Annotated in this window: 23 protein-coding genes and 1 pseudogene; 12 read left to right on the forward strand and 12 right to left on the reverse strand. The window is 65.2% G+C overall.

The window, feature by feature from the left end; translation table 11 throughout:
• Positions 1-50: 50 nt before the first annotated feature.
• A complete protein-coding gene (gene hflX / locus N0B15_RS06115) occupies positions 51-1,349 on the reverse strand; it encodes a GTPase HflX (RefSeq protein ID WP_263018678.1) in 1,299 nt (432 codons plus the stop codon).
• A gap of 337 nt (positions 1,350-1,686) precedes the next feature.
• On the opposite strand from hflX, the gene N0B15_RS06120 reads away from it, so the two are divergent.
• Positions 1,687-1,992 carry an FUN14 domain-containing protein gene (locus N0B15_RS06120; protein ID WP_263018679.1) on the forward strand — a complete coding sequence of 102 codons (306 nt, stop codon included), beginning with the start codon at positions 1,687-1,689 and terminating at the stop codon, positions 1,990-1,992.
• A gap of 29 nt (positions 1,993-2,021) precedes the next feature.
• On the opposite strand, the gene N0B15_RS06125 is transcribed toward N0B15_RS06120, so the two are convergent.
• The 8 genes and pseudogenes from N0B15_RS06125 to N0B15_RS06160 form a co-directional block, all read right to left on the reverse strand.
• Positions 2,022-2,747, reverse strand: a complete 726-nt coding sequence (locus tag N0B15_RS06125; RefSeq protein ID WP_263018680.1) for a ribosome assembly factor SBDS — start codon at positions 2,745-2,747, stop codon at positions 2,022-2,024.
• 130 nt (positions 2,748-2,877) lie between these two features.
• A complete protein-coding gene (gene psmA / locus N0B15_RS06130; RefSeq protein WP_263018681.1) occupies positions 2,878-3,639 on the reverse strand; it encodes an archaeal proteasome endopeptidase complex subunit alpha in 762 nt (253 codons plus the stop codon).
• A gap of 326 nt (positions 3,640-3,965) precedes the next feature.
• A pseudogene (locus N0B15_RS06135) lies at positions 3,966-4,292 on the reverse strand (Rpp14/Pop5 family protein); the annotation flags it as partial.
• 28 nt (positions 4,293-4,320) lie between these two features.
• Positions 4,321-4,953, reverse strand: a complete 633-nt coding sequence (locus tag N0B15_RS06140) for a class I SAM-dependent methyltransferase (protein ID WP_263018683.1) — start codon at positions 4,951-4,953, stop codon at positions 4,321-4,323.
• Positions 4,937-5,641, reverse strand: coding sequence for an RNase P subunit p30 family protein (locus N0B15_RS06145; RefSeq protein ID WP_263018685.1), 705 nt, complete (start codon positions 5,639-5,641; stop codon positions 4,937-4,939). The genes N0B15_RS06140 and N0B15_RS06145 overlap by 17 nt, the downstream gene beginning before the upstream one ends.
• Before the next feature lie 51 nt (positions 5,642-5,692).
• Complete coding sequence (locus tag N0B15_RS06150) at positions 5,693-7,030, reverse strand: 4Fe-4S binding protein (protein ID WP_263018686.1); 1,338 nt, start codon at positions 7,028-7,030, stop codon at positions 5,693-5,695.
• 186 nt (positions 7,031-7,216) lie between these two features.
• A complete protein-coding gene (gene tbsP / locus N0B15_RS06155; protein ID WP_263018688.1) occupies positions 7,217-8,035 on the reverse strand; it encodes a transcriptional regulator TbsP in 819 nt (272 codons plus the stop codon).
• Positions 8,036-8,432: 397 nt separating this feature from the next.
• Positions 8,433-10,493 (reverse strand): hypothetical protein, encoded by a 2,061-nt coding sequence (locus N0B15_RS06160; protein WP_263018689.1) that lies wholly within the window; start codon positions 10,491-10,493, stop codon positions 8,433-8,435.
• A gap of 202 nt (positions 10,494-10,695) precedes the next feature.
• Between N0B15_RS06160 and glyA the strand changes: the two genes are divergently transcribed.
• Both glyA and N0B15_RS06170 read left to right on the forward strand, forming a co-directional pair.
• Complete coding sequence (gene glyA / locus N0B15_RS06165) at positions 10,696-11,943, forward strand: serine hydroxymethyltransferase (protein WP_263018690.1); 1,248 nt, start codon at positions 10,696-10,698, stop codon at positions 11,941-11,943.
• 166 nt (positions 11,944-12,109) lie between these two features.
• The gene (locus tag N0B15_RS06170) at positions 12,110-13,003 is read left to right on the forward strand and encodes a bifunctional methylenetetrahydrofolate dehydrogenase/methenyltetrahydrofolate cyclohydrolase (RefSeq protein ID WP_263018691.1); all 894 of its coding nucleotides are present in this window, start codon (positions 12,110-12,112) and stop codon (positions 13,001-13,003) included.
• Between the two features lie 233 nt (positions 13,004-13,236).
• Here the strand turns inward: N0B15_RS06170 and N0B15_RS06175 are convergent, their stop codons facing one another.
• Positions 13,237-13,953: a DUF7117 family protein gene (locus tag N0B15_RS06175; protein WP_263018693.1), complete on the reverse strand. Its 717-nt coding sequence runs from the start codon at positions 13,951-13,953 to the stop codon at positions 13,237-13,239.
• 256 nt (positions 13,954-14,209) lie between these two features.
• Between N0B15_RS06175 and N0B15_RS06180 the strand changes: the two genes are divergently transcribed.
• The 4 genes from N0B15_RS06180 (at position 14,210) to N0B15_RS06195 (ending at position 18,602) form a co-directional block, all read left to right on the forward strand.
• Entirely contained in the window at positions 14,210-14,854 is a 645-nt protein-coding gene (locus N0B15_RS06180) for a carboxypeptidase regulatory-like domain-containing protein (RefSeq protein ID WP_263018695.1), read from the forward strand.
• 672 nt (positions 14,855-15,526) lie between these two features.
• Positions 15,527-15,802 carry a PadR family transcriptional regulator gene (locus N0B15_RS06185; protein WP_263018696.1) on the forward strand — a complete coding sequence of 92 codons (276 nt, stop codon included), beginning with the start codon at positions 15,527-15,529 and terminating at the stop codon, positions 15,800-15,802.
• A 121-nt stretch (positions 15,803-15,923) separates the two neighbouring features.
• A complete protein-coding gene (locus N0B15_RS06190) occupies positions 15,924-17,222 on the forward strand; it encodes an MgtC/SapB family protein (protein WP_263018698.1) in 1,299 nt (432 codons plus the stop codon).
• Between the two features lie 48 nt (positions 17,223-17,270).
• Positions 17,271-18,602 (forward strand): aminotransferase class III-fold pyridoxal phosphate-dependent enzyme, encoded by a 1,332-nt coding sequence (locus tag N0B15_RS06195; protein ID WP_263018699.1) that lies wholly within the window; start codon positions 17,271-17,273, stop codon positions 18,600-18,602.
• A 19-nt stretch (positions 18,603-18,621) separates the two neighbouring features.
• On the opposite strand, the gene N0B15_RS06200 is transcribed toward N0B15_RS06195, so the two are convergent.
• Positions 18,622-18,945 (reverse strand): ribbon-helix-helix protein, encoded by a 324-nt coding sequence (locus tag N0B15_RS06200; RefSeq protein ID WP_263018700.1) that lies wholly within the window; start codon positions 18,943-18,945, stop codon positions 18,622-18,624.
• Positions 18,946-19,037: 92 nt separating this feature from the next.
• Between N0B15_RS06200 and N0B15_RS06205 the strand changes: the two genes are divergently transcribed.
• Both N0B15_RS06205 and N0B15_RS06210 read left to right on the forward strand, forming a co-directional pair.
• Positions 19,038-19,964: an HhH-GPD family protein gene (locus N0B15_RS06205; protein WP_263018701.1), complete on the forward strand. Its 927-nt coding sequence runs from the start codon at positions 19,038-19,040 to the stop codon at positions 19,962-19,964.
• An 80-nt stretch (positions 19,965-20,044) separates the two neighbouring features.
• Complete coding sequence (locus N0B15_RS06210) at positions 20,045-20,662, forward strand: NADPH-dependent FMN reductase (protein ID WP_263018702.1); 618 nt, start codon at positions 20,045-20,047, stop codon at positions 20,660-20,662.
• A 1-nt stretch (position 20,663) separates the two neighbouring features.
• On the opposite strand, the gene N0B15_RS06215 is transcribed toward N0B15_RS06210, so the two are convergent.
• Positions 20,664-21,317, reverse strand: a complete 654-nt coding sequence (locus N0B15_RS06215; RefSeq protein WP_425494213.1) for a hypothetical protein — start codon at positions 21,315-21,317, stop codon at positions 20,664-20,666.
• A gap of 263 nt (positions 21,318-21,580) precedes the next feature.
• On the opposite strand from N0B15_RS06215, the gene N0B15_RS06220 reads away from it, so the two are divergent.
• From N0B15_RS06220 to N0B15_RS06230, 3 genes are all read left to right on the forward strand, one after another.
• A complete protein-coding gene (locus N0B15_RS06220) occupies positions 21,581-22,195 on the forward strand; it encodes a YIP1 family protein (protein WP_263018705.1) in 615 nt (204 codons plus the stop codon).
• Positions 22,196-22,407: 212 nt separating this feature from the next.
• On the forward strand, positions 22,408-23,007 hold the full coding sequence (locus N0B15_RS06225) for a hypothetical protein (protein ID WP_263018707.1): 600 nt from the start codon (positions 22,408-22,410) through the stop codon (positions 23,005-23,007).
• 172 nt (positions 23,008-23,179) lie between these two features.
• The gene (locus N0B15_RS06230; RefSeq protein ID WP_263018708.1) at positions 23,180-24,241 is read left to right on the forward strand and encodes a DNA-methyltransferase; all 1,062 of its coding nucleotides are present in this window, start codon (positions 23,180-23,182) and stop codon (positions 24,239-24,241) included.
• The last annotated feature ends 72 nt before the right edge of the window (positions 24,242-24,313 follow it).

Raw genomic sequence — 24,313 nt, forward strand, 5'->3', positions numbered from 1 at the left:
GATCAACGATTTATAGGATGTGGAAACGACAGCGCCTGCCGACCGGCCGGCTACGCCGACTCGAGGTGTGCCGTCAACTCGCTCGCTCGAGCGCGCGCCTGCTCGATGACTGCGGGACGGGCCTCGAAGGAGACCACCACGTCGTCGTCACCGTACTCGACGGTCTCGACGTGGCCGTTGTCGTGGATCCAGGAGACGAGGCTCATGGTGTCGTCGGTCATCTCGAGCATCAGTCGCTCGTGTTCCCAGGCGGGCAGTTCGGCGTCGATTCGCTCTCTGAGCGCGTCGACGTTCTCACCGCGGGCTGCACTGACGGTGACCGGGTTCGGTGCGAGCGCCGACAGCACCTCGCGCTTCTCGGCTAACTCCTCCTCGCTCACCCGGTCGATCTTGTTCAACACGGTCACGATCGGGGCCTCGTTGCGCTCGTAGAGCGTGTCGTGGCAGGTGACGAGCTTCTCGTGAATCTCCTCGACTGGCTCGCTCACGTCGACGACGAGCAACACCAGGTCCGCCCGGTAGACCGAGTCGAGGGTGGACTTGAACGACTCGACCAGCCAGTGTGGCAGGTTGCTGACGAAGCCGACGGTGTCGGTCACCAACACGTTGCGCGGTTCGATCGCCGCGCGGCGGGTCGTCGTCCCGAGCGTCGTGAACAGCTGATCTCTCGACTCGGCGGTCGCCTCGAGATCCGGGTGTAAGTCCTCGTTCTCGTCGACGTCGAGGTCCGCGGCGAGCCGACGCATCAGCGTCGACTTTCCGGCGTTGGTGTAGCCCGCCAGCGCGACGAGGTCGAATCCCGAGGCGCGCCGTCGCTCGCGGCGCTGTTCCTCGGTTCGCTCGATCTGTGCGAGTTCGTCCGTGATCCGGCTGATCTGGGCTTTGATGTCGCGTTCGCGACTCTCGTCGTACTCCCCGAGACCCATGAATCCGGGGTGTTCGTCGCGCTTGGCGAGGCTCGCCTTCGCCTCCGCCCGCGGCAGTTCGTAGCGCAGTTCGGCGAGTTCGACCTGGAGCTGTGCCTTCCTGGTCTGGGCGCGCTGGCCGAAGATCTCGAGGATCAGCGTGAACCGGTCGATCACTTCGACGCCGTCGGGGAGCAGTCGGCCTAAGTTGTACGTCTGGTAGGGACCGAGGCGGTTGTCGAAGATCACCGTCGACGCGTCGGTGGCGTCGACGACGGCGACGAGTTCGTCTGCCTTCCCCTCACCCAGCTGAAGCGCCGGATCTGCCTTCCGCGACTGGGTCAGCTCGCCGACGACCTCGTAGCCCGCAGCCCTCGCCAGCTCTCGGATCTCGCTCGTATCTACACTCCCGGAGTCGACGCGCTTTGCGATGATTGTCCTCATAACTCTCTCTGCCCTCGTGAACGGCGTGGTCGTCGCGGGCGGCCGACCCGTTCTCGGCGGTCGCTGCCTCCACAGGCCGCTGGCTCGCGCTCGAGTGGCCACCGGCTACCAGAACGGTGCGGTCGCTCGCGGTCGGTCGTCACGGCTCGGTCGACGGCGCTCGCGGGCCGTCGACGGGTACACCACGCGTTCACGATGGGAGGGACGCCGGTCGGTCACCCCCACGGTGTTGGACGCTCATACGCAGGCTACGTCCCGGGCGACCTTCAATCTCGTGGCGTCGGTCGATGTCCGGACACCACAACAGTCTTATCGACTGACGGAAGTCGATGAGACAATGATCGATATCGATCTCAACGCGCTCGGTCTCGAGTTCGGCACGGGTGCCGTCATCGGACTGCTCATGGGATTCGCGGCGAAGAAGGTCGCGAAACTCGTCGCGATCATCGTCGGTGTCCAGCTCGTCATCTTCCGCTACCTCGAGTCGCGCGGGATTCTCATCGTCGACTGGGACGCCCTCAGTGCGGGCCTGATCAGCGCGAGCGAACACGCCGATCCGAGCTACCTCGAGACCGTCATCTCGACGCTCTCGGTTGGTGCCGGGTTCACGGCAGGCTTTCTCATCGGCTTCCGCCGCGGGTGAGGCACCTGGCGGGGCGTGGCCGTTTCCAGCTACCGCGTCCGTAACTCGTCTTTGTCCTTGACGATCTGTGTCTCGGCCTCCCCGCTCGTGTGCTCGTTGACCACGTCGTAGAAGTCGTTCTGTAAGCCGGCCGGGAAGGTGACGACGCCGATCCAGGAGCCGTCGGGCTGCCACTCCTCGCGCTCGAGATCGCCGTACTGGCGGACTTTCGCCTGCGCGCTCCCGGCGTACTCCGCTGGGAGTTGAACCGCGATCGAGACCTCCTCGAACCGGATCGGGATCACGGGCCGGAGTGCGTCGAGCGCCTCGTCGACCTGTTCTTCGACCGGCGTCATCGGATCGACGGTGAAGCCCGCCTCCTCGAGTGCGTTCTCGATTCGTTCCGGCGGATGGGGCGCGTCGTCCATCTGCGGGTTGATGGCGTTGCGCGCGATGGTCGTGATCAGCTGACGACGCTTCTGTTCTTGCATCTCGCGGCGCTGGTCGGCCGTGATCTGGATCTCCCCGCGCTCGATCACCTGCGGGATGATCTCGAGGGGGTCGGTCGTCTCGAAGGCCTTCTCGAGGTCGGTCTCTGCGGGCCGGTCACCCGTCGCGGCGTTGTCGAAGACGTCCTCTGCGGCGATCACGTCCTCGATCTCGCCGTCGAACTCGCCGCGCTTGATCGCGAGCGCTGCGTCCGGGTCGACTAACACTTCGAAGCGCGCGCCGTGTGACTCGAGTCGCGCCGTCACCGCCTCGTCGAGCGATATCATGCCTACCGATAGCAGGGGGCGGGTAAAAGACCTTTCTTGCTGGACGCACGTTCGTGGCGGGTCGCCAGTCCGCGACCGACCTGTCGCTGTCGGGAAGTGGCGTGAAAACGAACCTCCGCATCCGATCCGCTTATTCGGCGTCTTCGTCCTCGCCCTCACCCTCGTCTAGGAGGTCGTTCTCGACGAGGTACTCTTCGATCTGGTCGTAATCGAACTGCTCGAAGGACTCGGTCTCGACGTCGACCGTCGCGAGACCGACCTCGTTGGGCAGCAGCGACCCCTCGTTGACCGACGCCAGCGAGTCGAGCGCGAGCGCGATGCCGCCATCCAGGTCGGCCTCCTCGTCGTAGTTCTCCTCTAAGTAGCCCTGGAGTTCACCGCGCTCTGCGCCGACGGCGAGGGCCTTCCACTCGTAGGGCGTCCCGGAGGGGTCGGTCTCGAACAGGCGCGGCTCGCCGTTCTCGATACCGCCGACGATCAGCGCGACACCGAACGGGCGGGCACCGCCGACCTGGGTGTACTGCTGGATGTGGTCGGTGACGGTCTTCGTCAGCGTCTCGACGCCGATCGGCTCGCCGTAGCGGAGGTGGTTGACCTGCCCCTGGCGGCGGGCGAAGTCGATTAGCTGGCGGGCGTCGGCGACGTGGCCCGCGCTCGCGATGCCGATGTGGTCGTCGGCCTTGTGGATCTTCTCGACGCTCGAGTCCTCGAGCAGTGGCGACGGAATCCGTTTGTCGACGGCGAGGACGACCCCGCCGTTGGTTCGGATCCCGATGCTCGCGGTCCCGCGCTTGACCGCTTCGCGGGCGTACTCCACCTGGTAGAGTCTGCCGTCGGGCGAGAAGATCGTGATGCCGCGGTCGTACGCCTGCTGTTGGGCTTGTCCCTGCATAGTATCACATTAAATCGAGGTCTGTCGCGTTCGACTTCGCCGTCGCGAGTCGAGCGCCTCGAACGCGGCTCCCACACGGGGGGCCGCGCACACGGGTGGCTTCCATCTCCGTGACGGCGACTCGGTCTGCGATCTCGAACACGACGTTTCTCTCTTCCCGAACTTGCCCGTGGCGTCCTAAATACTTTTCTTCCCGCGGTTTCGTGGCCGCTAGGCGAAGGTTCATACGCGGTGACCCCCGCGGGGGACGAGTCGGCCACGGGTCCACCTCGAGACGCCCCCTCCGACCCCGCTCACTCGAGCGCCCGTTCGGGAGTCATCCGCGAGGCCGCACGGATCGTCCCGCTGACGCCACGGACGCAGAGACCGAGCGGCGCGCCGTCGACCTCGTCGATACAGGCCAGGGCGGCCCGCGCGCGCTCGCTCTCGCCGTGGCGGGCGCGAACGATCGCTTCGCCTGCCCCATCCGAGAAGGTGAACCGGACGACGCGCAGGTCGGCGTCGGCGCTGCCGGGGTCACCGAGGAGGTTCTGTCCAGCGTACCACACCTCGCGCTGGAACGACCGACGCTCGATGGCGACACCCGACTGTGACTCGAGGGTGAGCGCCAGGTAGCGCCACCGCGGTCGGATGTGTTTGGGGAGGTGTTTCACTGTCCACCTCGCCCGCGTCGGTGGGCGGTCACGTCTCTCGCCCTCGCTCTCGCTCTGCGACCAGCACGCCGACCTGGTCGTGGACGCGCTCGACCGCAGTCAGCGAGAAGCCCGCGTCGGTCAGTGCGTCGGCGAGGACGCCGACTGTCGCTGGATCGTCGACATCGGGATCGTAGAACGGCTCGTCGGGGTCGGGTTCGCCGAAGAACATCACGTCGCCGAGGACGAACTTCCGTGGCTCGAGTCCGGCGATCATGTCGAACGCCTCGCGTTTCTCCTCGTCGGCGAGGTGGTGGAGTGCGAAGTTCGAGGTGACGAGGTCTACACGAGCGTCATCGCCGTTACCCTCGTACGCTGGCTCGCGGAAGGTCCCGTAGCCGAACTCGACGTTCTCGAGACCGTCGGCCGCCGCCTTCTCGCGTGCTCGCTCGAGCATGCCCTCGCTGATGTCGCGGCCGACGACGCGCTCCGCGTCGGGGGCGAGCGCCAGTGCGATTGCGCCCGTCCCCGTGCCGAGGTCGAGGACGACCTCGTCGGACCCGGGTGCAGCGTGGTCGATCACCAGCGCAGCACACGCACGGTACTCCGTGGAGGCGGACTCGTCGTACGCGGCTGCGAGCGCGTCGAAGCGGGCCGCGTGTTCCTCAATCGTCTTCTTCATACCGTCCCCGTTGGACCCCCGGCTCAATGAAGGAGTCGGACCGGACGGCGCGCGTTCGCTCGGCGATGACGCCCCACTCGCGTAAGCCCGCCTCGAGCGCGTCGGCCGAGAAGCCGATCACCTCGCCGAGGGCACACAGCTCTCGGGGTGCGCGTAGCTCGAAGTGTGAGGTCGGGTCAGCACTGACGACGTACGGCGCGTCGTAGTACGCGACGAGTTCGCGGAGCTTTCGGAGTGACTGAATCGCCCGAACCCGGTGGCCACCGCTCGAGCGCAATACCGGTGCGAGCGAGAACTCGAGGCGGACGCCGTTGTCGGCGGCGGCTTTCACGAGGACGTGGTTGACGTCGCCGTGGTCGGTCATGGGGTGAGCGAGCACGTCGACCTTCTCGTTCTCGACGGCGAAGCGGTTCATCGCGTTGGTGCCGCCGTGGACGGCGACGACGGTGTGTGTCGTCCGGAAGTTGCCGACGGCACCGCCGGCCCGGTGTGGGTCGTCGGCACGGATTTCGACGCCGTCGACGACGTCGATGTCGGCGGCCGCCGCGACGGCCGGGAGGTCAGTGACGGGGCGCGCGTCGGAGTGGTTCCGGACCACCACGCCCTCGAACCCGTAGTCGGCGGCGGTCTCGACCAGCCGTGAGAGATCACTCTCCCCGTCGGGCCGGACGTGCACACTCTCGTACATACGACAGTCGAATCGAAGTGAGAACTTGGGTGTTCCGTCTCTCGAGCCGTCTCAGAACAGTCCGAGAGAGCCGAGGTGGCCCTCGATCCATGCGGTAGTGAGGACCAGGAGCACGAGGTGAGGGACGATCGCACGGACGGCGCGCCCGTCGACGTCGGTGAGGCGCTTGGCGGCGAACCAGACGATGACTGCACCCCAGAGGACGCCGAGCCACGGCCAGATCGTCGCGTTGAACCAGTCCCAGGCGGCGATAGTCGACTCACTCGCCAGCGCTTCCGGCAGCGAGAGGGGGATGCCGATACCGTTGAAGAGGGCGTTCAGGGTCGCGCCGCCCTCCTCGAGCCAGTTCGGGATGACGTGGTTGCCGAGCATGTACATGATGCTGTAGGGGAGGTAGGCGTAGGCGAACATGGTGAACGAGTCGCTCCAGTCGAGCCCGCTCCACCAGGTGCCGACCGCGTTCGCGAGCAGGTACGCGCCGATGGCGGCGGCGATACTCGCGAAGTAGGGGATGACGCTCAGCCACGGGTCGCCGAAGGGGACGAACACTTCGACGTGGTCGCCGAGGACGTGGTCGATGGGGAAGACCGCCCAGAGGATGATGACGAGCAGCGCTTCGTCGGGCAGCGGGATGCGCTGGCGGACGGCGGCGGCACCCGGCCAGCGAGCACGGAGCTGTACGTCACGTTCCGGGTTCTGGGTCGTACACTTCATACACGAGACACACCGACGATCGGTGCTCAGATAGTCGCTCTTGTACTCGAGCGTCGCACACTGGACGCCCGTATCCGCGTTCTGTCTGATCTCGAACGGCGAGAGGCGGGCGGTGACGCTCATCACGCCGGTCGCCGGGCAGACGTACCGGCAGAACGCCTGGCGCTGGTAGACCAGACTGACGCCGACGGCGAGGGCGGTGAAACCGAGGAAGTAGATGCCGATCAGCTGTGGGTCGAAGACGACGCCGAGTTTGTACATCGGCATCCGGCCGAAGACGACGAAGACGGCCGCTGAGATCATGATGACGCTCAGTGAGACGCCGAACAGTTTCAGTTTCGGACCCGTCGAGTACATCGGGAAGTGGCGCTCAAGCCCGAACCGTTGGGTGAATCGAACGATCGCTCCCATCGGGCAGACGTAACACCACACCCGTCCGAAGAGGACGAGGCTCACGAGCATGACGCTCGACCACCAGACGCTGAAGAAGGCGACCGAGGCGAAGTTCTCGTTCGGGTTCGACGTCCCCGTAAACGCCGTCCACAGCGCCCACGCGAACAGCGAGACGCTCACCACGTGCACCGTCGGCTGGACGTACCGGTTCGTGAGCAGGAACTGGAGGAGCCGGTTGCTCGTCAGTGAGAGTTTCCACCGTGTCGAGTCCTGTGTTGCCATACCCAATACGTATAAACGAACGTGTGAAATACGAATTGGTACAATTACCGAATCGCCTACAGATATCGCTACGACCTGCGATCATTTCCAGTAGATGTGGTCGGAAATTTGAGGGTCAGTAGAACTGCGCCACTCGAGCGTCCGCTCACAGGACGGTGTGTTCGAAAGAAGTCTAGGTGTGGCTGCTCAGTTGAGGATCGACTGGGCGACGGTGGCGAGCTGGCCGTTGTCGGCCTCGCGGAGTCGCTCGTCGCCGATCTTCAGGCGCAGGCGCGGCCGGCCGACGTCGATGGGCACTTTCTCGGTGTCGATGAGACCCATGTCCTCGAGTTTGGTCTTCGTGCGGCTGAAGGTCGCCTTGCTGGCGATGCCGACGTCCTCGCCCCACTTGCTGATGTCGTAGAGCAGCGCGTCGTTCTTCGCCGCAACGAGCAGCGAGATGGTGACTTCGTCGAGACCGTCGCCGTCGCCGCGGGCCGTCTCGAGCGAGTCGAGGATGGCGGCGAAGTCGTTCTCGGCGTCGGCGGAGATTTCGGTGGTGAGCGTCTCACGGACGCGCGAGATGGGTGGCGTACGGAGGTTGAACTCGTCGGCGTGCTCCCAGCGGGTCGCGTAGGTGTCGAACGCCGCACCGACGAACTCCTCGTCGTCGGTGACGAGTCCACCGACGCGGTCGCCCGCGTGGACGACGGCGATGACGCGTTCGTCGGTGACGAGCAGAGAGTTCTCGGGTGCCTGGTCGAGCGTTCTGAGCGCGAGGGCATCTGCAGCGATCAGGTCTGCGGCGTTACTCGCGACGATGAAGTCGTCCATCACGTCTTTGAGCGTCCGTTCGTCGGCGAGCATGTGCACGGTCGGGAGCGACTCCTCGAAGCCGGTCGCGACGGTGACGAACTCCTCGATGGCTTCCCACGAGGGGTTGATCATGTATACGTCACCCGAGGCATCTGACAGAACGGTGCTGAGGATATCGTCTATCTGGTGGTTGAGTAAATTTGAGGTCATGCCTATGGACAACTAAAGGAGTGCTAACTACTTAATTTTGATGGCCCCAGGACCACCGTAACTTGTCACCGGCCAATGTAGCGGTAATTTTTGTCGGATTCTCCCTCAATTCGTGAGGGCGTGGCCGGCGTTAATGAGAACATTACCTACCTTAGTAGTGAATCTTCTTCTACCAATCGCTACAGACGCGGGATATATAGTTGCATCGATTCGCTGCCAACTCGATAGTAAGGAATAAATACACAGAATGTGTTCCGTCTAGACGGTATGGGAGAGAAACACATGCACTTGGTGCGGGAGGGGTGGCGTCGAGCGTGGCAGGTACTGTCACTCAGTGCGCCGATCACAGCGGAACCACTCGAGGCGAAACGCATCAGCACTTACGGCGGACCGTAGCTCAGCCTTCCCGTTCGATTTCTGGCCACAGTTCCTGCGACCAGTAGACGTCACCATCGTAGATGACCGGCGTCTCAGAGCCCTGTAAGAACGAGACGAGTTCCGCCGGCTCGAGCATGAAGTTCGACTCCGTTCCACAGAGGAACGCATGATCGTTCGTCTCGACGTGGGGGAAGTAGTACGAGCCGGTGCGCTGGGTCGAGAAACACTCGAGGCTGAGGAAGTATCGGCCATCCTCGAGTCGCTCGACGGTCGCAGTCGTCGGGACCTGGTGGTCGCCCTGGGTGATCGTGTGCGTCCCGTCGCCGACGACGGCGTAGTCTTTCCCCATCATAATTCTATTGCGCGCGAGGGACATCGCCCGCTCGATACTGAAGCCGTGGACGAGCAACTTCGCGAACGTCGAGCCGACCTTGATGGCGTGGTCGTTGAGCACTTGCGAGAACGTGATCGCTCCGGCGACGCTCCCCTTCTCGATCAACGACATCCCTTCGTAGAACGACCCACAGGCGTTGAGGAAGAACGTCTGGGTGTTACACTCCTCGAGCGTCGACATCGAGAGATTTCCGTCGGGACAGCGCAGGCCGCTGGTCTCACAGTGGCCGATGAAGTGGACGAAGTCGTGTTCGCTCTCGAACACTCGCGCGAGCTCCGCCGTGCCGAGTGACTCCTCGACGGTGACGTCGATGGCGAGTTCTTCGGCCCGCTGGCGGTAGATCGCAGCCACGTCCGTGTGTTCGCCGGCCATGTCGCTGTCGTTCAACACGACACAGATCGAGGTGCACTCCCGTTCGCGCTCGACGTACTCGAGCCGGTTGTAGTAGGCTTCGGGTGCCGATTTGAACACGTCGATGGGGACGCCGTCCGCGAGCCAGCCGTGGACCCGCCCGGTCGTGAGTTCGGGCTTGACGATGTCGACGGAAGCGACCTGGCGCGCTCCCCGGTAGAAGTCGTCGAGCGAGCGCTCGACCAGTTCCTTCCCCTCGAGTTCCGAGGTTCGCGGCATGGACACCATGCTGAGGCGGTCGAGCAGGAACGGGAGCGTGTCGACGTTCAACGGCGTTGGCTCGACGTACGTCGTGAGGTGCCAGTCCGGAAGCCGGTGCTCGAGCGCACTGTAGGGGACGTCGAGGTAGCTCTCGAGCCGTGCCTGTGGCGAGGCATCGTACAGCGTCTCGGCGTCGAGACCGAGCGCCTCGAGCATGCTGAGTTCCGAGAGGTTCGCCCGGTACGGCCCGGCGTTGCGCACCAGACAGTCGAGGAAGAACGACTGTCGCAACAGGCGCTCGACGTCGCGCTCGAGACCCGGGAGCGACGCGAGGTCGTGTTCGCGCCCCGAACCGGCGAATCTGATCGCAGGCGTCTCCCTCGCTTCCAGGGCGACCTGTGCCTGGAGGTAGTAGCCGAGCGGGGCGAGGACGAAGAGGTCCTCGAGCGTGGCGTCCTGTGGTGCGAGGAGTTCGATGCCCACGTCTTCGACGTCAGCGGCGATCTCCGGCGGGATGGCGCACTCGGGACCTTCCCGGAGGAGCGGGGGGTGGCCGCGCAACGTCGGGTAGGTTCGGTCGGGACCCGTCGTCTTGTGTGACGACGAGAGGTACGTCAACGCCGTCGCCACCCCGTCCGGCGTGTACGGAATCGTGAGTGTGTCGGCCGGGAACTCGTGTCTGCTCCGCAATCCGAGGGTGGCCGCCTGCTCCTCCGGGAAGCGGACGACGACGTGTTCGTAATCGCTCGTCTTCTCGAGGGCTGCCCGGCCGCTGAAGTGGAGGTAAATTTTGATCTCGGCGTCGATGTCGACGACGTACTCGCCCGCCGGGAGCACGAGCGGCTCTCCCGGTTCGCCCAGTTCGTACTGCTCACCGCCGTCGACGTCGAAGACGTAGACGACAGTGTGCGGAAACGCCAGCCCTGCCGCTGTGACGGCGACCGTCTCGTCGACCGGTCTCGGGATCTCCGGACCGCGACCCTCGACAGTCAACCCCTTCCCCTGGATGGTGACCTCCACGTTGTCGGTGTCGACGACGCGGAGGTGACTGCCCACCACCTCCCACTCGATCATTCGAGTCTGTGAATGTCACTCAGTCGATTTAGTTGTATCGGGAAGAATATCAGCAAAGATTATTGTTATCGGCGCCGTATCGCAGTGGACTCGGTCTCGAGCGCCTCACTCGAGGGTGTGTGTTGTGCCAACGATGCTGCGTCCGGGGCGTATTTTGGGCCAGAAAGGTACACTTATACGTCGCCCAGACGCCACAGAGCACATGGAACACGAGCACGTTCGGGCGGCCGATCCGGCCGTCGCTGACGCTCTCGAGGGCGAAATCGATCGCCAGCGCGAGTCGCTCCAGATGATCGCGAGTGAGAACCACGTGAGCCGTGCGGTCCTCGACGCACAGAGCAGCGTCCTCACCAACAAGTACGCCGAGGGCTACCCCGGATCGCGCTACTACGGTGGCTGTCGGTACGCAGACGACGTCGAACAGCTCGCTATCGACCGCGCGACCGAACTCTTCGGTGCCGAACACGTCAACGTCCAGCCCCACTCCGGGACGCAGGCCAACCAGGCCGTCTACTTCGCCATGCTCGAGCCTGGCGATAAGGTCCTCTCTCTCGACCTCACCCACGGCGGCCACCTCAGCCACGGCCACCCGGCGAACTTCACCGGACAGCTCTACGAGGTCGACCAGTACGAGGTCGACGCCGAGACCGGCCGCCTCGACTACGAGGGTCTCGCCGAGCACGCCGCCGAGTTCGAGCCGGACATCATCGTCTCCGGTTACTCCGCCTACCCGCGCGAGGTCGACTGGGAGCGCATCCAGGCGGCCGCCGACGAGGTCGACGCCCTCCACCTCGCCGACATCGCTCACATCACCGGTCTCGTCGCCGCTGGTGTCCACCCCTCGCCCGTCGGTATCGCCGACTTCGTCACCGGGAGCACCCACAAGACCATCCGCGCCGGCCGCGGTGGCATCGTCATGTGCGACGAGGAGTACGCGAGCGACATCGACGCCGCCGTCTTCCCCGGCGGCCAGGGCGGCCCGCTCATGCACAACGTCGCTGGCAAGGCCGTCGGCTTCGGCGAGGCGCTCACCGACGAGTTCGAGCAGTACTCGAAACAGACGGTCGCCAACGCGAAAGCGCTCGGCGAGGCGCTCGTCGACCAGGGCTTCGAACTGGTCTCCGGCGGCACCGACAACCACCTCGTGCTCGTCGACCTCCGACCTTCCCACCCCGACACGACCGGCGGAGACGCCGAAGTCGCGCTCGAGGAGGCCGGTATCGTTCTCAACGGCAACACCGTTCCCGGCGAGACCCGCTCGGCGTTCGACCCGAGCGGCATCCGCGCCGGGACGCCCGGCCTGACCACGCGCGGCTTCGACGAGGACGACATGGCCGTCGTCGGTGAGTGTATCGCCCGCGTCGTCGACGCCCCCGACGACGAGGACGTGAAAGCAGAGGTCCGGGAGACGGTCGCAGACCTCTGTGCGGCGAACCCGCTCTACGAATAATCCGCGTTCGGTTTTTTTTCGCTCCTGAAGACGCCCGAGCGAATGCGCTGGTCGCCACCACGAGCCACTCGAGGGAATACACATCCGTGTATATCGAGGCTCGGGTGACGCCCGAAGTGAGCACGAATCCGAGCGTTGAAGTGGCTCCCCGTCGCCCTCTCGCGTAATGACGGAGATCATCGACGGGAACGCGGTCGCCGGCCAGATTCGCGCGGAGTTGACGGGTGCGATCGAGACGTTGACCGATGCGGGCTCTCAGCCGGGACTCGCGACGGTGTTGATGGGTGACGACCCGGCGAGTCAGACCTACGTCAACATGAAACAGCGCGACTGTGAGGAAGTCGGTATCGACGGCGTCCACGTCGAAATCGACGGCGGCGCGTCGGCCGAGACGCTCTACGAGACGATCGCCGACCTCAACGACGACCCCGACGTCCACGGCTACCTCGTCCAGTCGCCGGTCCCCGACCACATCGACTACCGCGAGGTGATTCGCCGGATCGACCCCGCGAAGGACGTAGACGGCTTCCACCCCGAGAACGTCGGCCGTCTCGTCGCCGGTGACGCCCGCTTTCGCCCCTGTACCCCACACGGCGTCCAGAAGCTACTCGAGGCGACGGGCGTCGAGACCGAGGGTGCGGACGTGACGGTCGTCGGCCGCTCCGACATCGTCGGCAAGCCGCTGGCGAACTTACTGATCCAGAAGGCCGACGACGGCAACGCGACCGTCACCGTCTGTCACTCACGCACCGAGGACCTCGCGACGAAGACGCGCGCGGCGGACATCGTCGTCGCCGCCTGCGGCGTCCCCGAGTTGATCGACGGCTCGATGATCGGCGAGGGTGCCGTCGTCGTCGACGTCGGCGTCAACCGCGTCGACGCCGACACCGAGAAGGGCTACGAACTGGTCGGCGACGTCGAATTCGAGAGCGCGAAGGAGGTCGCGAGCGCGATTACACCCGTCCCCGGCGGCGTCGGCCCGATGACGCGCGCGATGTTGCTCTACAACACCGTCGCGGCCGCGAGCGCACAGACCGGCGTCGACGTCGACCTCCCCTGATCGGTCCAGACACCGACTAGTGGCGTTCCAAGCCTGAACTGATGAGTCGAATCGGTACCCGACACCTGGTTCGACTCATCAGTCGACGCTTGGAAGGGTACTATAGTAACAACTGCAACGAGTTACACACTGATCGCCGCCCCGTCTGGCGATCAGGTGTGCACTGACTTGCAGTGGCTGCTATAGCTGGCGACCGACGCCGGTTTCCGTTCTTCCATCCACAGTTCGTCGCCTCACACCGAGAGGCGCTCGAGTCGATCACGCGCACGCGAGAGGGCGGGTTCGTCGCCCTCGCTCACCGCCCGGGCGAGGTCTCTCGCCGCCTCGACCAGCGTCCGTGCCGTCTCGGGTGAGACGTCACCCTCGAGCAGCTGGACGCGGGTGACGTGTTCGCCGAGCAGCGCGAGCGTCGAGCGTTCTTCGGGGGTAACTGCCCGTCCCTCGAGCCAGGTTCTGAGCTCCCGCCGGTAGGCGTCGACCGCGTCGGCGTACGCCAGGCCCCGGTCCGCTCGCAGCGTCTTCGGGATGGACGCCTCCGGCGGGTACTCACCCTGGTCAGCCTCGCGCAGCAGGCCGAGGAAGTAGAGCGCTTCGTCCTCGAGCGTCGTCCGCCGTCTGCTGACGGTGTCGGCGACGTACTGGAGTTCCACCGCGGCGAGGTAGGTGTCCTCGAGCGGCTTGAGCGTGCCGCCGCTGATGAAGCCTCGCTTTCGAACGTACGCTTTCGCTTCTTCGCGTGCGCGCGAAGCGAGTTCGCTCGTCGAACACTCGTCGACGGCGGCCCGGACGCCGGTGAGGTCGAACGGCGTCTCGAGGTCTGTGTGTTCGGTCGGTTCGTCGACGCCGACGCTGCGGAGGCTGCCACAGGCGGGACAGCCGACACTGCCGGTCTCGTAGTACGACCAGCGAGTACCACACTCGGTACACGAGCGTTCGCCCCGAATCTTCATACGCCACCTACTCGAGAGGTGCAAAAAGGCTCGTCGGTCTCACGGATCGCCCGACGCGTCCGAGTCGAGTCTGGAATTTCCGTGCCTCAGTGTCTGTATCGATCGTTCGTGACTAATCTCGCTCGAGCGGGAGTCCGACGGCCACACCTGTCACGTTCGATGAAAACCACCGGTACTGAGCCGATACGCGGGGCCTCATGAACGTGCGGCAACTGCAGGCCACACCGCAACCAGTCGAACCGTCTTACGGAGAGATATGTCCCGCCGCCGATTCAGTCGACGGAAGTTCGTGGCCGCAACCGGAACCGCAACCGCCATCGCCCTCGCGGGCTGTGCAGACGAGGGTCCCGGTGAGGAAGAAGAGGAAGAGCCGGCGAACGGTGTCGAAGAGGAAGAAGAAGAGACGATCGTCGAAGAAGACGACGGCGTTGAAGAGGAAGAAGAAGAGGAGGACGTCGAGAACGGCGAGCACACGCTGACAGTCACCGTCGAAGACGAAGACGGCGACCCCATCGAGGGTGCCCACGTCAGACTCGAGGGTGACGACGACATGCTGGACGACGAGGATGACGAGGACGACGATCCGTTGGCCGACGACGAAGACGACGAGATGGACGACGAGGAGGACGACGACCCGCTGGCTGACGACGAAGACGACGAGATGGACGACGAAGACGAGCACGAGGAGGAGACCGACGAGGACGGCGAGGTCGAGTTCACCGAACTCGCCGACGGCGAGTACACCGTTCACGCCGAGGCCGACGGTTACGAAGACGGGGAGGAGGACGTCGAGATCGACGGTGACGACGAGGAGCTGACGATGACGCTCGAAGCGGAGAACGGTGACGACGATGGAGTGACCGACGACAACGGCAACGACGATAACGACGACGGCCTCTAGACCGCCAACCGCTCGAGACAGCTCCGTTCTGCCACCGCACCGTCGTTTCTGCCACGACGGTGTCCCGTACCGGACGCGGTGTGTCCGACCGAGTCGTTTTTCGTCGAACCTGCCCACAGTGGCTACACCGACGCCGTTCGCACAGCCTCGACGACGACCCTCGCCCGGCGCACTCGAGGGTGAGAACGAGACGGGGTGGCCGCCGTCGGCGGGCCGTGTGTTCGGATTCGTATCACGTTTTCGGGCGGTGTCGGTACATTTAAGTTCACCGAGCGAATTTCATCACGTGACGCTTCGCTTTGGAGGGCCGAAGCGTCAGCGGGGACCAATTCAGGGCGGCAAGCAACCGTGCGACATTTTTCCGTCGCGCGGTTTGCTTTCCTGTTCACGACACTGCCCACCGACGGGTAGCGCTCGAGTTCTGTCCGCCGGGCCGACACCGCACGCGAGTCACGGCTACGGCCGTCCGTCGTGGGCTAATTGTGCGAGAGCGAACGCATAGAAGGCTAAACATGAACAACGGGTTATGGAACGAGTGTAGAGTTCTCCTCACTCGTGTTATCCTTCGTTCTATCGGCAAACCTCTTCGAGGCGTAGACTCTCCGGAGTTCGGACGGGATAACCCGGAATATTTATTAAATTCCTACAAGAAGTATGATCGGGACTTACCCAATGTACGACTTGACAGGATTCCAGCGCGACTTACTCTACGTCGTCGCTGGGGAGGACGAACCGCACGGACTGGCGATCAAAGACCAACTGGAACAGTACTACGAGAAGGAGATCCACCACGGGCGACTCTACCCCAACCTCGATACGCTCGTCGATAAGGGTCTGGTCGAGAAGGGCCGACGTGACCGGCGGACGAACTTCTACACGATGACGCGGCGTGGACGCCGAGAACTCGAGGCACGCCGCGACTGGGAAGCCCAGTACGTCGACTTGTAACGGTCCCGAGTGGGAACCGTACCGCGCTGGTCGTCGTCCGTCCCGCCAGCCGTCTACGTGTCGGTCCGGTACGTGATCGTCTCCCGGTTCGTTTATGTGCTCGAGCGGAGAATCGGGGGAAGTGAACGAGGTCGTCCTCCAGCTCGCCGACGCCCCGCTCGAGGAGTCCGTCGTCCGCATCGCGCTGGCCGGTGCGCTGGGAATGTTCCTCGGACTCGAGCGCGAGTGGTCACAGAAGTCGGCGGGCATCCGCACCTTCTCGCTCATCAGCCTCCTCGGCGCCGTCTTCACCGTGTTGGTGCTCGAGGCGAACGTCGGCGAGAGTCTCCTCCTCCTGGGTGGGCTGCTCGTCATCGTACAGGGGGTCCTCCTCGCCGTCCAGGGACTGCTCGGAGACGAGGACGAGGAGACCGGTCTCTCGCTGACGACCTCGGTGTCGATGCTGGTCGCCTACGGCGTCGGCGTCTTAGTCGCCGCAGGCTTCATCATCGAGGGGATCACCGTCGCCGTCCTCTCCTCGCTCTTGCTCGTCCTCAAGCGCGAACTCCACGAGTTCGCCTGGGGTCTCTCACGCAAGGAGATGCGCGCGACCACCGAGTTCGCCATCCTCGCGTTCGTCATCTACCCGATTCTCCCCGCGACCGCGACGCTCGAGTTCGGCGAGACGGCGATCCCGCTCGAGCCACAGGTGATCTGGCTCATGGTCGTCGCCGTCGCGGGCATCGGCATCGTCAACTACGCTATCGTCTCGAGCTACGGCGGCCGGGGCATCGCCGTCACCGGCTTCTTCGGCGGGCTGGCTTCCTCGACGGCCGTCGTCGGAACGATGCTCGACCACGTCCGCCAGCGTCCCGAGGCGGCCTCCTACGCCGTCGCAGCGATTCTCCTCGCCGACGCGGCGATGGCCGCGCGAAACCTCGCCATCGCCGTCGCCTTCACCACCGGCAGCGGCGTCCCGGTACTCGTCCAGGCGGTCGTCCCGCTCGGTGCGGTCATCGTCCTCGCCTTCCTCATCGCCGGCCTGACCGCCGACTGGCGCGAGTCCTCGGCGATGGAACTCGAGAGTCCGTTCTCGATGAAGAATGCCTTAGGCTTCGGCGCGGTGTTCCTCGCCGTGCTCGTCTTCGGATCGCTCGCAGAGACCTGGTTCGGCACCCTCGGCTTCTACGTGACCGCCGTCGCGAGCGGTCTCGTCTCGAGTGCGGGGGCGACCACGTCCGCGGTCGTCCTCTACCGCGGTGGCCAGCTCGGCGGTCCCGAGGCGACGATCGCCATCTTACTCGCGACCGTCTCGAGCATCGTCGTCAAGGCGCTGCTGGCTGCGACCTCGTCGAACACGCAGTTTCGGTACAAGGTCGCGGTCTACAGCGCGGTGTTGCTCGTCGGCGGTGCGCTCGCCTCGGTTGTCGTCGTGCTGTGAGTTCAGCGCGCGACGAACGTTTTAGCCGACGGGTCTCCTACACGACCTATGGACCGCGACACGGCCGAACCGCAGGTAGACCACCTCCCCGGAGAGCGCGCTCGACGCTGGGTCGAGTACCACCACGCGTTCGCCGCCCCGAGCACCTACGTCTACGAGTTCGTCTGGGACCTCCAGGGACCTGCGGTCGGTCCCTTCTGTACCGACGTCGACGGCAACGTCCTCCTCGACTTTACGAGTCACGTCGCCTCAGCCCCGCTCGGCTACAACAATCCCGAGATCAGGGAGCGACTCGCGGCGCTCGACCTCCCCGATCCAACCAAAATCGCTGGCCAGGACTTCTACGTCAGCGGTGGCTGGCCGCCCGACGACCCCGACTTTCCGGGTCCGACACAGCTGATGGACCGGCTGGTCGACCTCACGAGCCACTACGAGATGGATACCGTCTTCCTCTCGAACTCCGGAGCGGAAGCCGTCGAGAACGCCATCAAGATCTGCTACGCCGACGGCGGCCACCGCGCGGTCACCTTCGAAGGGGCGTTCCACGGCCGTACCCTCGGCGCACTCTCGCTCAACCGCTCGAAGGCCGTCCACCGACGGGGCTACCCCGAGGTTCCAGGGGTGATGAGCGTCCCCTACCCCTCGAGCGAGACCGAGTACGAGCAGCGGTGGCTGACGGACGGTCCCGGCGGCAACGTCCTCGCCGACAGACTCGACCCCGACGGGGGCGTCGTCGACCCCGACGAGGTCGCCTACCTCATCCTCGAACCCGTCCAGGGCGAGGGCGGCTACCGGCTGCCCCACCCCGAGTTCGCGCGCGACCTCGAGGCGATCCGTGAGCGCTACGGCGTAAAGATCGTCGCCGACGAGATCCAGTCCGGCCTGGGCCGGACGGGCGAGTGCTGGGGGGTCGACCACCTCGAGCTCACACCGGACGTGATCACCAGCGCGAAGGGGCTGCGCGTCGGCGCGACCATCTCCCGTTCGGACGTCTTCCCCGAGGAGGAGGCGCGTCTCTCCTCGACCTGGGGCGGGGGTGACTTCCTCGCTGCCTTACAGGGCGTGCTCACCATCGACGTGATCTCGGCTCCGGGACTGCTCGAGAACGTCCGCGAGCGCGGCCGGCAGTTCCACGAGTCGTTTACGGCGGCCGACCTCGAGTCGGTCGTCGACGTGCGCGGCCTGGGACTCATGGTCGCCCTCGAGTTCGACACCAAAGCGCGCCGCGACGCCGTGATCGAAGCCGCGTTGCGCCGGGGCGTCCTCACCCTCGGCTGTGGGCGCAAGACGCTGCGCCTGCTCCCGCCACTCGACGTGACCGACCGCGAGGTGGCACTCGGTGCGAGGCTCGTCCTCGATGCCATCGAAGCAGTCGAGTGACTGCGGGAACGCGCGAGCGTCAGAACCGGTAGCGGCGCTCGTCGTCGAGTTTCGGGTAGGTCTGGCCGCCAGCCATCTCCTGGAAAGTCATTCCCGTCAGGTACTCGTCGTAGGTGACGTCGTAGCCCGAGCGCAGGTGAAAGTCGAGTCTGCCGGTCTCGACCGTCGACTGAAAGAGCAGGTGAATCGCCCGACGGACGAGTTCGTCGGTCTCCTCGGGTTCGAGTACCGTCTCCAACATCGCGAGTTCGGTTCGCGTCTCGCGGTCGAGCGAAGTCGTACACGTGTCGCCCAGGTCGCGGTAGGTGGCTTCGACGTCCTCGGTGAGATCCTCGAGACTCATACCGGCCCGTATCCGGGCAGGCACCGAGTTCCTTCCGGTCGAGCGCGGGCAACCAGCAACCCTAAACGACGGCCTTCCCAACGGTCGAGGCGATGAGCGACGCCGACGGCGAGGACTGGACGCTTCCCGAGACGCTCGAGGCGGTGCAGACGGCGCTGGTCGAGTGGTACGAGGCGGACCACCGATCCTATCCGTGGCGCGAGACCGACGACCCCTACGCGATTCTCGTCTGCGAAGTGATGAGCCAGCAGACCCAACTCGAGCGCGTCGAGACCGCGTGGGCGGCCTTCCTCGAGCGGTGGCCGACGACGGCCGACCTGGCGGCGGCAGCACGCGCCGATGTCGTCGGCTTCTGGAGCAGCCACAGCCTCGGCTACAACAACCGTGCGAAGTACCTCCACGAAGCGGCCAGACAGGTCGAAGGCGAGTTCGACGGTGAATTTCCGGAGACGCCCGAGGGGTTACAGGAACTCATGGGCGTCGGTCCCTACACCGCGAACGCGGTCGCGAGTTTCGCGTTCGACAACGGTGACGCGGTCGTCGACACGAACGTCAAACGCGTCTGTTACCGGGCCTTCTCGGTTCCCGACGACGACGGTGCGTTCGAGCGAGCGGCGAACACACTGCTCCCGGCGGGACGCTCGCGCGTCTGGAACAACGCGATCATGGAACTCGGCGGCGTCGTCTGCCGGAAGCGCCCGCGGTGCGACGAGGGGGGCTGTCCGTGGCGCGAGTGGTGTGACGCCTACGAGTCGGGTGATTTCACCGCCCCCGACGTGCCCACACAGTCGGCGTTCGAAGGCAGTCGCCGCCAGTTCCGCGGCCGCGTGATCAGGACGCTCGACGAGTACGACGAACTCACCCTCGACACCCTCGGCCACCGCATCCGCGTCGACTACACGCCGGACGGCGAGTACGGCCGCGACTGGCTCTCCGAGCTCCTCACGGACCTCGCAGACGACGACCTGGTGACGCTCACAGAGCGAGACGGCGACACCGTCGCACGGCTCCGCCGGTGACCCTCTCCACTCGAGTCGCGTTCGACGCGTGACGGTCGCCAGACGACTCATTTTTCACGCGCGCACTCGAGCGAACCGATATGAGCACTGACAATCGAGACGCTGTAACCGAAGACGCCCTCCGCGTCGTCGCAATCTCCGGCAGCCTCCGTGACGGCAGTTACACCACCCTCGCACTCGAGCGCGCACTCGAGGAAGCCGAACGCGGCGGTGCCGAAACCGATCTGATCGACCTCGGCGACCTCGAGTTGCCCGCGTACGACCCGGACGTCGAACGCTCCGCTGCGGGTGACGCAGACGAACTGGTCGAGCGCGTCCTCGCCGCCGACGCCATCCTCCTCGGCTCACCGATGTACCACGGCTCGTTCTCCTCGCCGTTGAAGACCGCCATCGACTACTGTGGCTTCGACGAGTTCGAGGGCAAGACCGTCGGCTTACTCGCCGTCGCGGGTGGCTCGTTCCCGGTGACGACGCTCGAGCACCTGCGCTCTGTGTGTCGCTCGCTGAACGCGTGGGTGATTCCTCACCAGGCGGCGGTATCGAACTCACACGCGGCGTTCGACGACGGCGAGTTCGCCGACGCCGACCTCGAAGAACGGGTCGCGAAACTCGGCCGCCAGGCGGTCCAGTTCGCCCGGATCGAACCCGACTCGTTCTCGTTCGAGAGCGAACAGAACGTCGGCGCGGTCGGCCGCTGAGTCAGCTCTCGAGTGCCCGAGCGATGCGCTGTTGCTGGCCGAGGAACGAGCAGACGCCGTAGCTCGCCAGACCCACGGCTAGACCGCCGATCTCCAGTGCGAGCGTGAGGTCACCGACCGGGACGTAGGCGACGACGAGTCGCCAGTCGAGAAACCAGGTCGCAGCCAGGAGGAGACTCGCCCCGGCGGCGACGACCACACCCGCGGCGACGGTCTTCACGGCGTCAGTGAGCGAGGGCCACCCCCCGCTCGCGCCGTACCACCGGCGCTCGAGCGAGAACTGCAGCGACAGCGTCGACGCCAGGAGCGCGAACGCGACGAGGATACCGTTCTGGCCACCGACCAGTTCGGCAGCCACCAGCCAGGTGAGCCAGCACGTCGCGAGGACGAGTGCGAGAGCGAAGCGAATCGGTTCCGAGGCGTCTCGCGACCGGCGACCCGCGACGGCGTCGAACACGCCGGTCCGGACCAGCGAACCGAACAGCAAGACACCGAGACCGGCCAGCGCGGTGAAGAGCGTTCGCGTCTCGACGACGACCAGCACGAACCAGAGTCCGACCGCGGCCGCCTCGACGGTGGCCGCAGAGAGGGCGCTCGTGACGCCGACGAGACGACGCTGTGTCGCCCGTCCGAGCACGTCCGGTCGCCGAATCACGTCCATCACCCGGGTTTCGAAGTCGGCCGGTTTCGTTATGCAATCCTTTCGGCGCTCGAGCCACCGTCACACTCGCGTCGCATCTCTCTCGCTCACCGCACGTCGTCTACGGTCGGATTGACAACGGCTATAATGTCGGATTTCCCCAGTTCACTCGTGAACGAAGCGGTCGATCGCTCGAGCGGGCCGGCGCAGTTCCTCCCCACTCGTCCCGAGACGGCCGCTCGCCGGACGGCCGAGTCTGGCGCGCACCCCGAGAACGCATGACGAAGTGGATCGAGAACCCCGAAGGCGGCCGCGACCGCGGGCCGAGAGCGATGGCTCGAGCGTGGCTCGAGGTACTGGTCCGTCCGGGTCGCTTCTTCCGGACCGGGGTCGCACCGGGCGATCAGGCACCGGGGCTGACGTTCTTCATGGCCGTCGTCCTGGTCGTCGAGACGACGCGGTATCTCACCGAGCCAGGTGTCTACCCCGCACTCGGGGTCCGGTTCCCGCTCGAGATGCTCTTCTGGCTGGGACTCGTCGTCTTCCTCGTCGCCCCGCTCGGCTTACACGCCGTCGCGGCCCTCCAGACGCTGTGTCTGCTGCTGACGGTGGACGACCGGGCGGGGATCAGCCAGACCGTCCAGGTACTCGCCTACTCGAGTGCGCCGTGTGTCCTCGCCGGGGTAGCAGTTCCCGAACTTCGGCTCCTCTGTGGGATCTACGCGAGCGCGTTGCTCGTCTACGGACTGTCGATCGTCCACGGCACCTCGCTCGCTCGCGCGGCAGTCGCCGGCTCGATTCCCGCGCTCTTCCTCTACGGCTACGGGTTTCGTGCCGTCGCCGCGGCTACCGAGATAGCCGTGTCGCTCCCCCTCGCGGCAGCCACTCCGTGACGTCTTTCGGCGTACGTCTCGGATACGTCATACTTCTGTGACCGGTTTCGTTCGTTCATCGTGTTCAGATCCGCTCGAGCGTGGCGCCGGAGCGTAGTATTGTATTACCGGGACGGCGGCCGGCCGGTACGAACTGCTTACCCGATTTCGAGCGCGGAAAACTGATTGAAACATTGGACAGACCTATTTACAGTGATGTGGTCGAGCGCAATATGGCCGAAAGCCAACAAGAAGAGGCGACCCTGTCGCACCTCGTCGTGAAGGAGGCGGTGAGCAAGGGCATGGACTCCTCGCTCAGAGAGTCGATCGTCGAAGCCGTCGAGGAAGCCGACGGTCCCCGTTCGAGTTCTTCGAAGCAATTCCCGCTCGTCGGCATCCTCGTCGGTCTCGCCGGTGGAATCGGCTACCTGCTGGGATCGAAAGGCGAACTTCCGAGCACCGACGCGCTCGGTCTCGAGGGGGAGACGACACCCACGGGCGAGGACGTTCTCGAGAAGAAAGCAGAGATGACCGAGGCGGTGAGCGAAGAACTCGACGACGACCCGGAAGAAGCGGAGACGGAGGCATCCGGTGGCCGACTCCGCAGGCTCGTTCTCGTCCTGGCAGTCGTCGCCGGGGCGGTAGCGATCCGCCGACGCATGCAGGCGGACGACGAAGACGAGTGGGAACCGATCGAGGAGTTCGAAACGGCCGTGATCTCCGACAGTGACGAGGAGGAAGAGGCAGGTGAGGAGTCCGAAGCAGCCGACTCCGAAACCGACTCGACGGACGAAGAGCGCGCGGACGTCGCCGACGAGGACGAAGAGGAGTAACTCGGTTCGACACACCTCTCGCACTGAAATCACGCTCTTTCCGAGGCGGTGACCGTCGTCGATCAGCGCTCCGGACTCGTCGTCTCCCCTCTCGTCGTGGCCGCAGGTGTCCGTACTCGATCTCACTCGAGTGACGAAGGAGCTAAGGAGCAGACGGCGACACAGAGAAACGATGGAGACGACCCACCGGGTCATCGTCGGCGACTCGCGCGACCTCTCGAGTGTCGCCGACGAGTCGGTCGATCTCGTGGTCACCTCGCCGCCGTACCCGATGATCGAGCTCTGGGACGACCTGTTCGCGTCGCTCGACCCCGCCATCGGCGAGGCGCTCGAAGCGGGCGAAGGCCAGGCGGCGTTCGACGGGATGCACGCACAGCTCGAACGCGTCTGGGACGAACTCGAACGCGTGCTCGTCGACGGCGGTATCGCCTGTATCAACGTCGGTGACGCGACGCGCACGCTCGACGGTAGCTTCCGCGTCTATCCGAACCACGCGCGGATACTCGAGTCGTTCACCGACCGCGGGTTCGACCCGCTGCCTGACGTCCTCTGGCGCAAGCCCGCCAACAGCGCGGCGAAGTTCATGGGCAGCGGGATGATCCCGCCCAACGCCTACGTCACGCTCGAGCACGAGTACGTGCTACTCTTTCGGAAGGGCGCGACGAGTCGCTCGTTTTCGGCCGGAGCCGACTGCCGCTACGAGGCGGCGTACTTCTGGGAGGAGCGAAACCGCTGGTTCTCGGACCTCTGGACGGACGTCCGCGGCGAACTCCAGGCGCTCGAGGGCGACGACGTGCGCGAGCGCTCGGCCGCCTACCCGCTCGAGATTCCGTACCGACTCGTCTGTATGTACTCGACCTACGGCGACACCGTCCTCGACCCGTTCTGGGGGACCGGCACGACCTCGCTCGCGGCGATGTGTGCGGGCCGGCACTCCGTCGGCTGCGAGCTCGAGTCGGCGTTCGTCTCACGCTTCGAGGAGACCGTCGACGAGACGCCCTCGCTCTCGCGAGCGGTCGCTCGAGCGCGTCTCGAGAGCCACCGTTCGTTCGTCGAGGAGCGCACGGCGAGCGGTGACGAACCGGCGTACCGAGCCGAGCACTACGACCTGCCTGTCGTGACGAAGATGGAACGCCACATCCGTTTCTACGCCGTCGACGAGGTCGTGTCCGTCGACGACGGCTACCGACTGCACCACACACCCGTCGAGGACATCCCTCGAGAGGGGACCTGAGACCGGCGTCAGCCTCTCACGCACACGCAAGCCTAACTACCACGCACCGGCGTGGTGTGTGACGTACTGGTT

The sequence above is a fragment of the Natronobiforma cellulositropha genome, assembly GCF_025629245.1.
GTDB lineage: Archaea > Halobacteriota > Halobacteria > Halobacteriales > Natrialbaceae > Natronobiforma > Natronobiforma cellulositropha.

What these genes read in the sequence shown, in the direction of transcription:
- hflX (WP_263018678.1), bottom strand. Translation starts at nt 1,349, where the DNA reads ATGAGGACAATCATCGCAAAGCGCGTCGACTCCGGGAGTGTAGATACG.
- N0B15_RS06120 (WP_263018679.1), top strand. Translation starts at nt 1,687, where the DNA reads ATGATCGATATCGATCTCAACGCGCTCGGTCTCGAGTTCGGCACGGGT.
- N0B15_RS06125 (WP_263018680.1), bottom strand. Translation starts at nt 2,747, where the DNA reads ATGATATCGCTCGACGAGGCGGTGACGGCGCGACTCGAGTCACACGGC.
- psmA (WP_263018681.1), bottom strand. Translation starts at nt 3,639, where the DNA reads ATGCAGGGACAAGCCCAACAGCAGGCGTACGACCGCGGCATCACGATC.
- N0B15_RS06140 (WP_263018683.1), bottom strand. Translation starts at nt 4,953, where the DNA reads ATGAAGAAGACGATTGAGGAACACGCGGCCCGCTTCGACGCGCTCGCA.
- N0B15_RS06145 (WP_263018685.1), bottom strand. Translation starts at nt 5,641, where the DNA reads ATGTACGAGAGTGTGCACGTCCGGCCCGACGGGGAGAGTGATCTCTCA.
- N0B15_RS06150 (WP_263018686.1), bottom strand. Translation starts at nt 7,030, where the DNA reads ATGGCAACACAGGACTCGACACGGTGGAAACTCTCACTGACGAGCAAC.
- tbsP (WP_263018688.1), bottom strand. Translation starts at nt 8,035, where the DNA reads ATGACCTCAAATTTACTCAACCACCAGATAGACGATATCCTCAGCACC.
- N0B15_RS06160 (WP_263018689.1), bottom strand. Translation starts at nt 10,493, where the DNA reads ATGATCGAGTGGGAGGTGGTGGGCAGTCACCTCCGCGTCGTCGACACC.
- glyA (WP_263018690.1), top strand. Translation starts at nt 10,696, where the DNA reads ATGGAACACGAGCACGTTCGGGCGGCCGATCCGGCCGTCGCTGACGCT.
- N0B15_RS06170 (WP_263018691.1), top strand. Translation starts at nt 12,110, where the DNA reads ATGACGGAGATCATCGACGGGAACGCGGTCGCCGGCCAGATTCGCGCG.
- N0B15_RS06175 (WP_263018693.1), bottom strand. Translation starts at nt 13,953, where the DNA reads ATGAAGATTCGGGGCGAACGCTCGTGTACCGAGTGTGGTACTCGCTGG.
- N0B15_RS06180 (WP_263018695.1), top strand. Translation starts at nt 14,210, where the DNA reads ATGTCCCGCCGCCGATTCAGTCGACGGAAGTTCGTGGCCGCAACCGGA.
- N0B15_RS06185 (WP_263018696.1), top strand. Translation starts at nt 15,527, where the DNA reads ATGTACGACTTGACAGGATTCCAGCGCGACTTACTCTACGTCGTCGCT.
- N0B15_RS06195 (WP_263018699.1), top strand. Translation starts at nt 17,271, where the DNA reads ATGGACCGCGACACGGCCGAACCGCAGGTAGACCACCTCCCCGGAGAG.
- N0B15_RS06200 (WP_263018700.1), bottom strand. Translation starts at nt 18,945, where the DNA reads ATGAGTCTCGAGGATCTCACCGAGGACGTCGAAGCCACCTACCGCGAC.
- N0B15_RS06205 (WP_263018701.1), top strand. Translation starts at nt 19,038, where the DNA reads ATGAGCGACGCCGACGGCGAGGACTGGACGCTTCCCGAGACGCTCGAG.
- N0B15_RS06210 (WP_263018702.1), top strand. Translation starts at nt 20,045, where the DNA reads ATGAGCACTGACAATCGAGACGCTGTAACCGAAGACGCCCTCCGCGTC.
- N0B15_RS06220 (WP_263018705.1), top strand. Translation starts at nt 21,581, where the DNA reads ATGACGAAGTGGATCGAGAACCCCGAAGGCGGCCGCGACCGCGGGCCG.
- N0B15_RS06225 (WP_263018707.1), top strand. Translation starts at nt 22,408, where the DNA reads ATGGCCGAAAGCCAACAAGAAGAGGCGACCCTGTCGCACCTCGTCGTG.
- N0B15_RS06230 (WP_263018708.1), top strand. Translation starts at nt 23,180, where the DNA reads ATGGAGACGACCCACCGGGTCATCGTCGGCGACTCGCGCGACCTCTCG.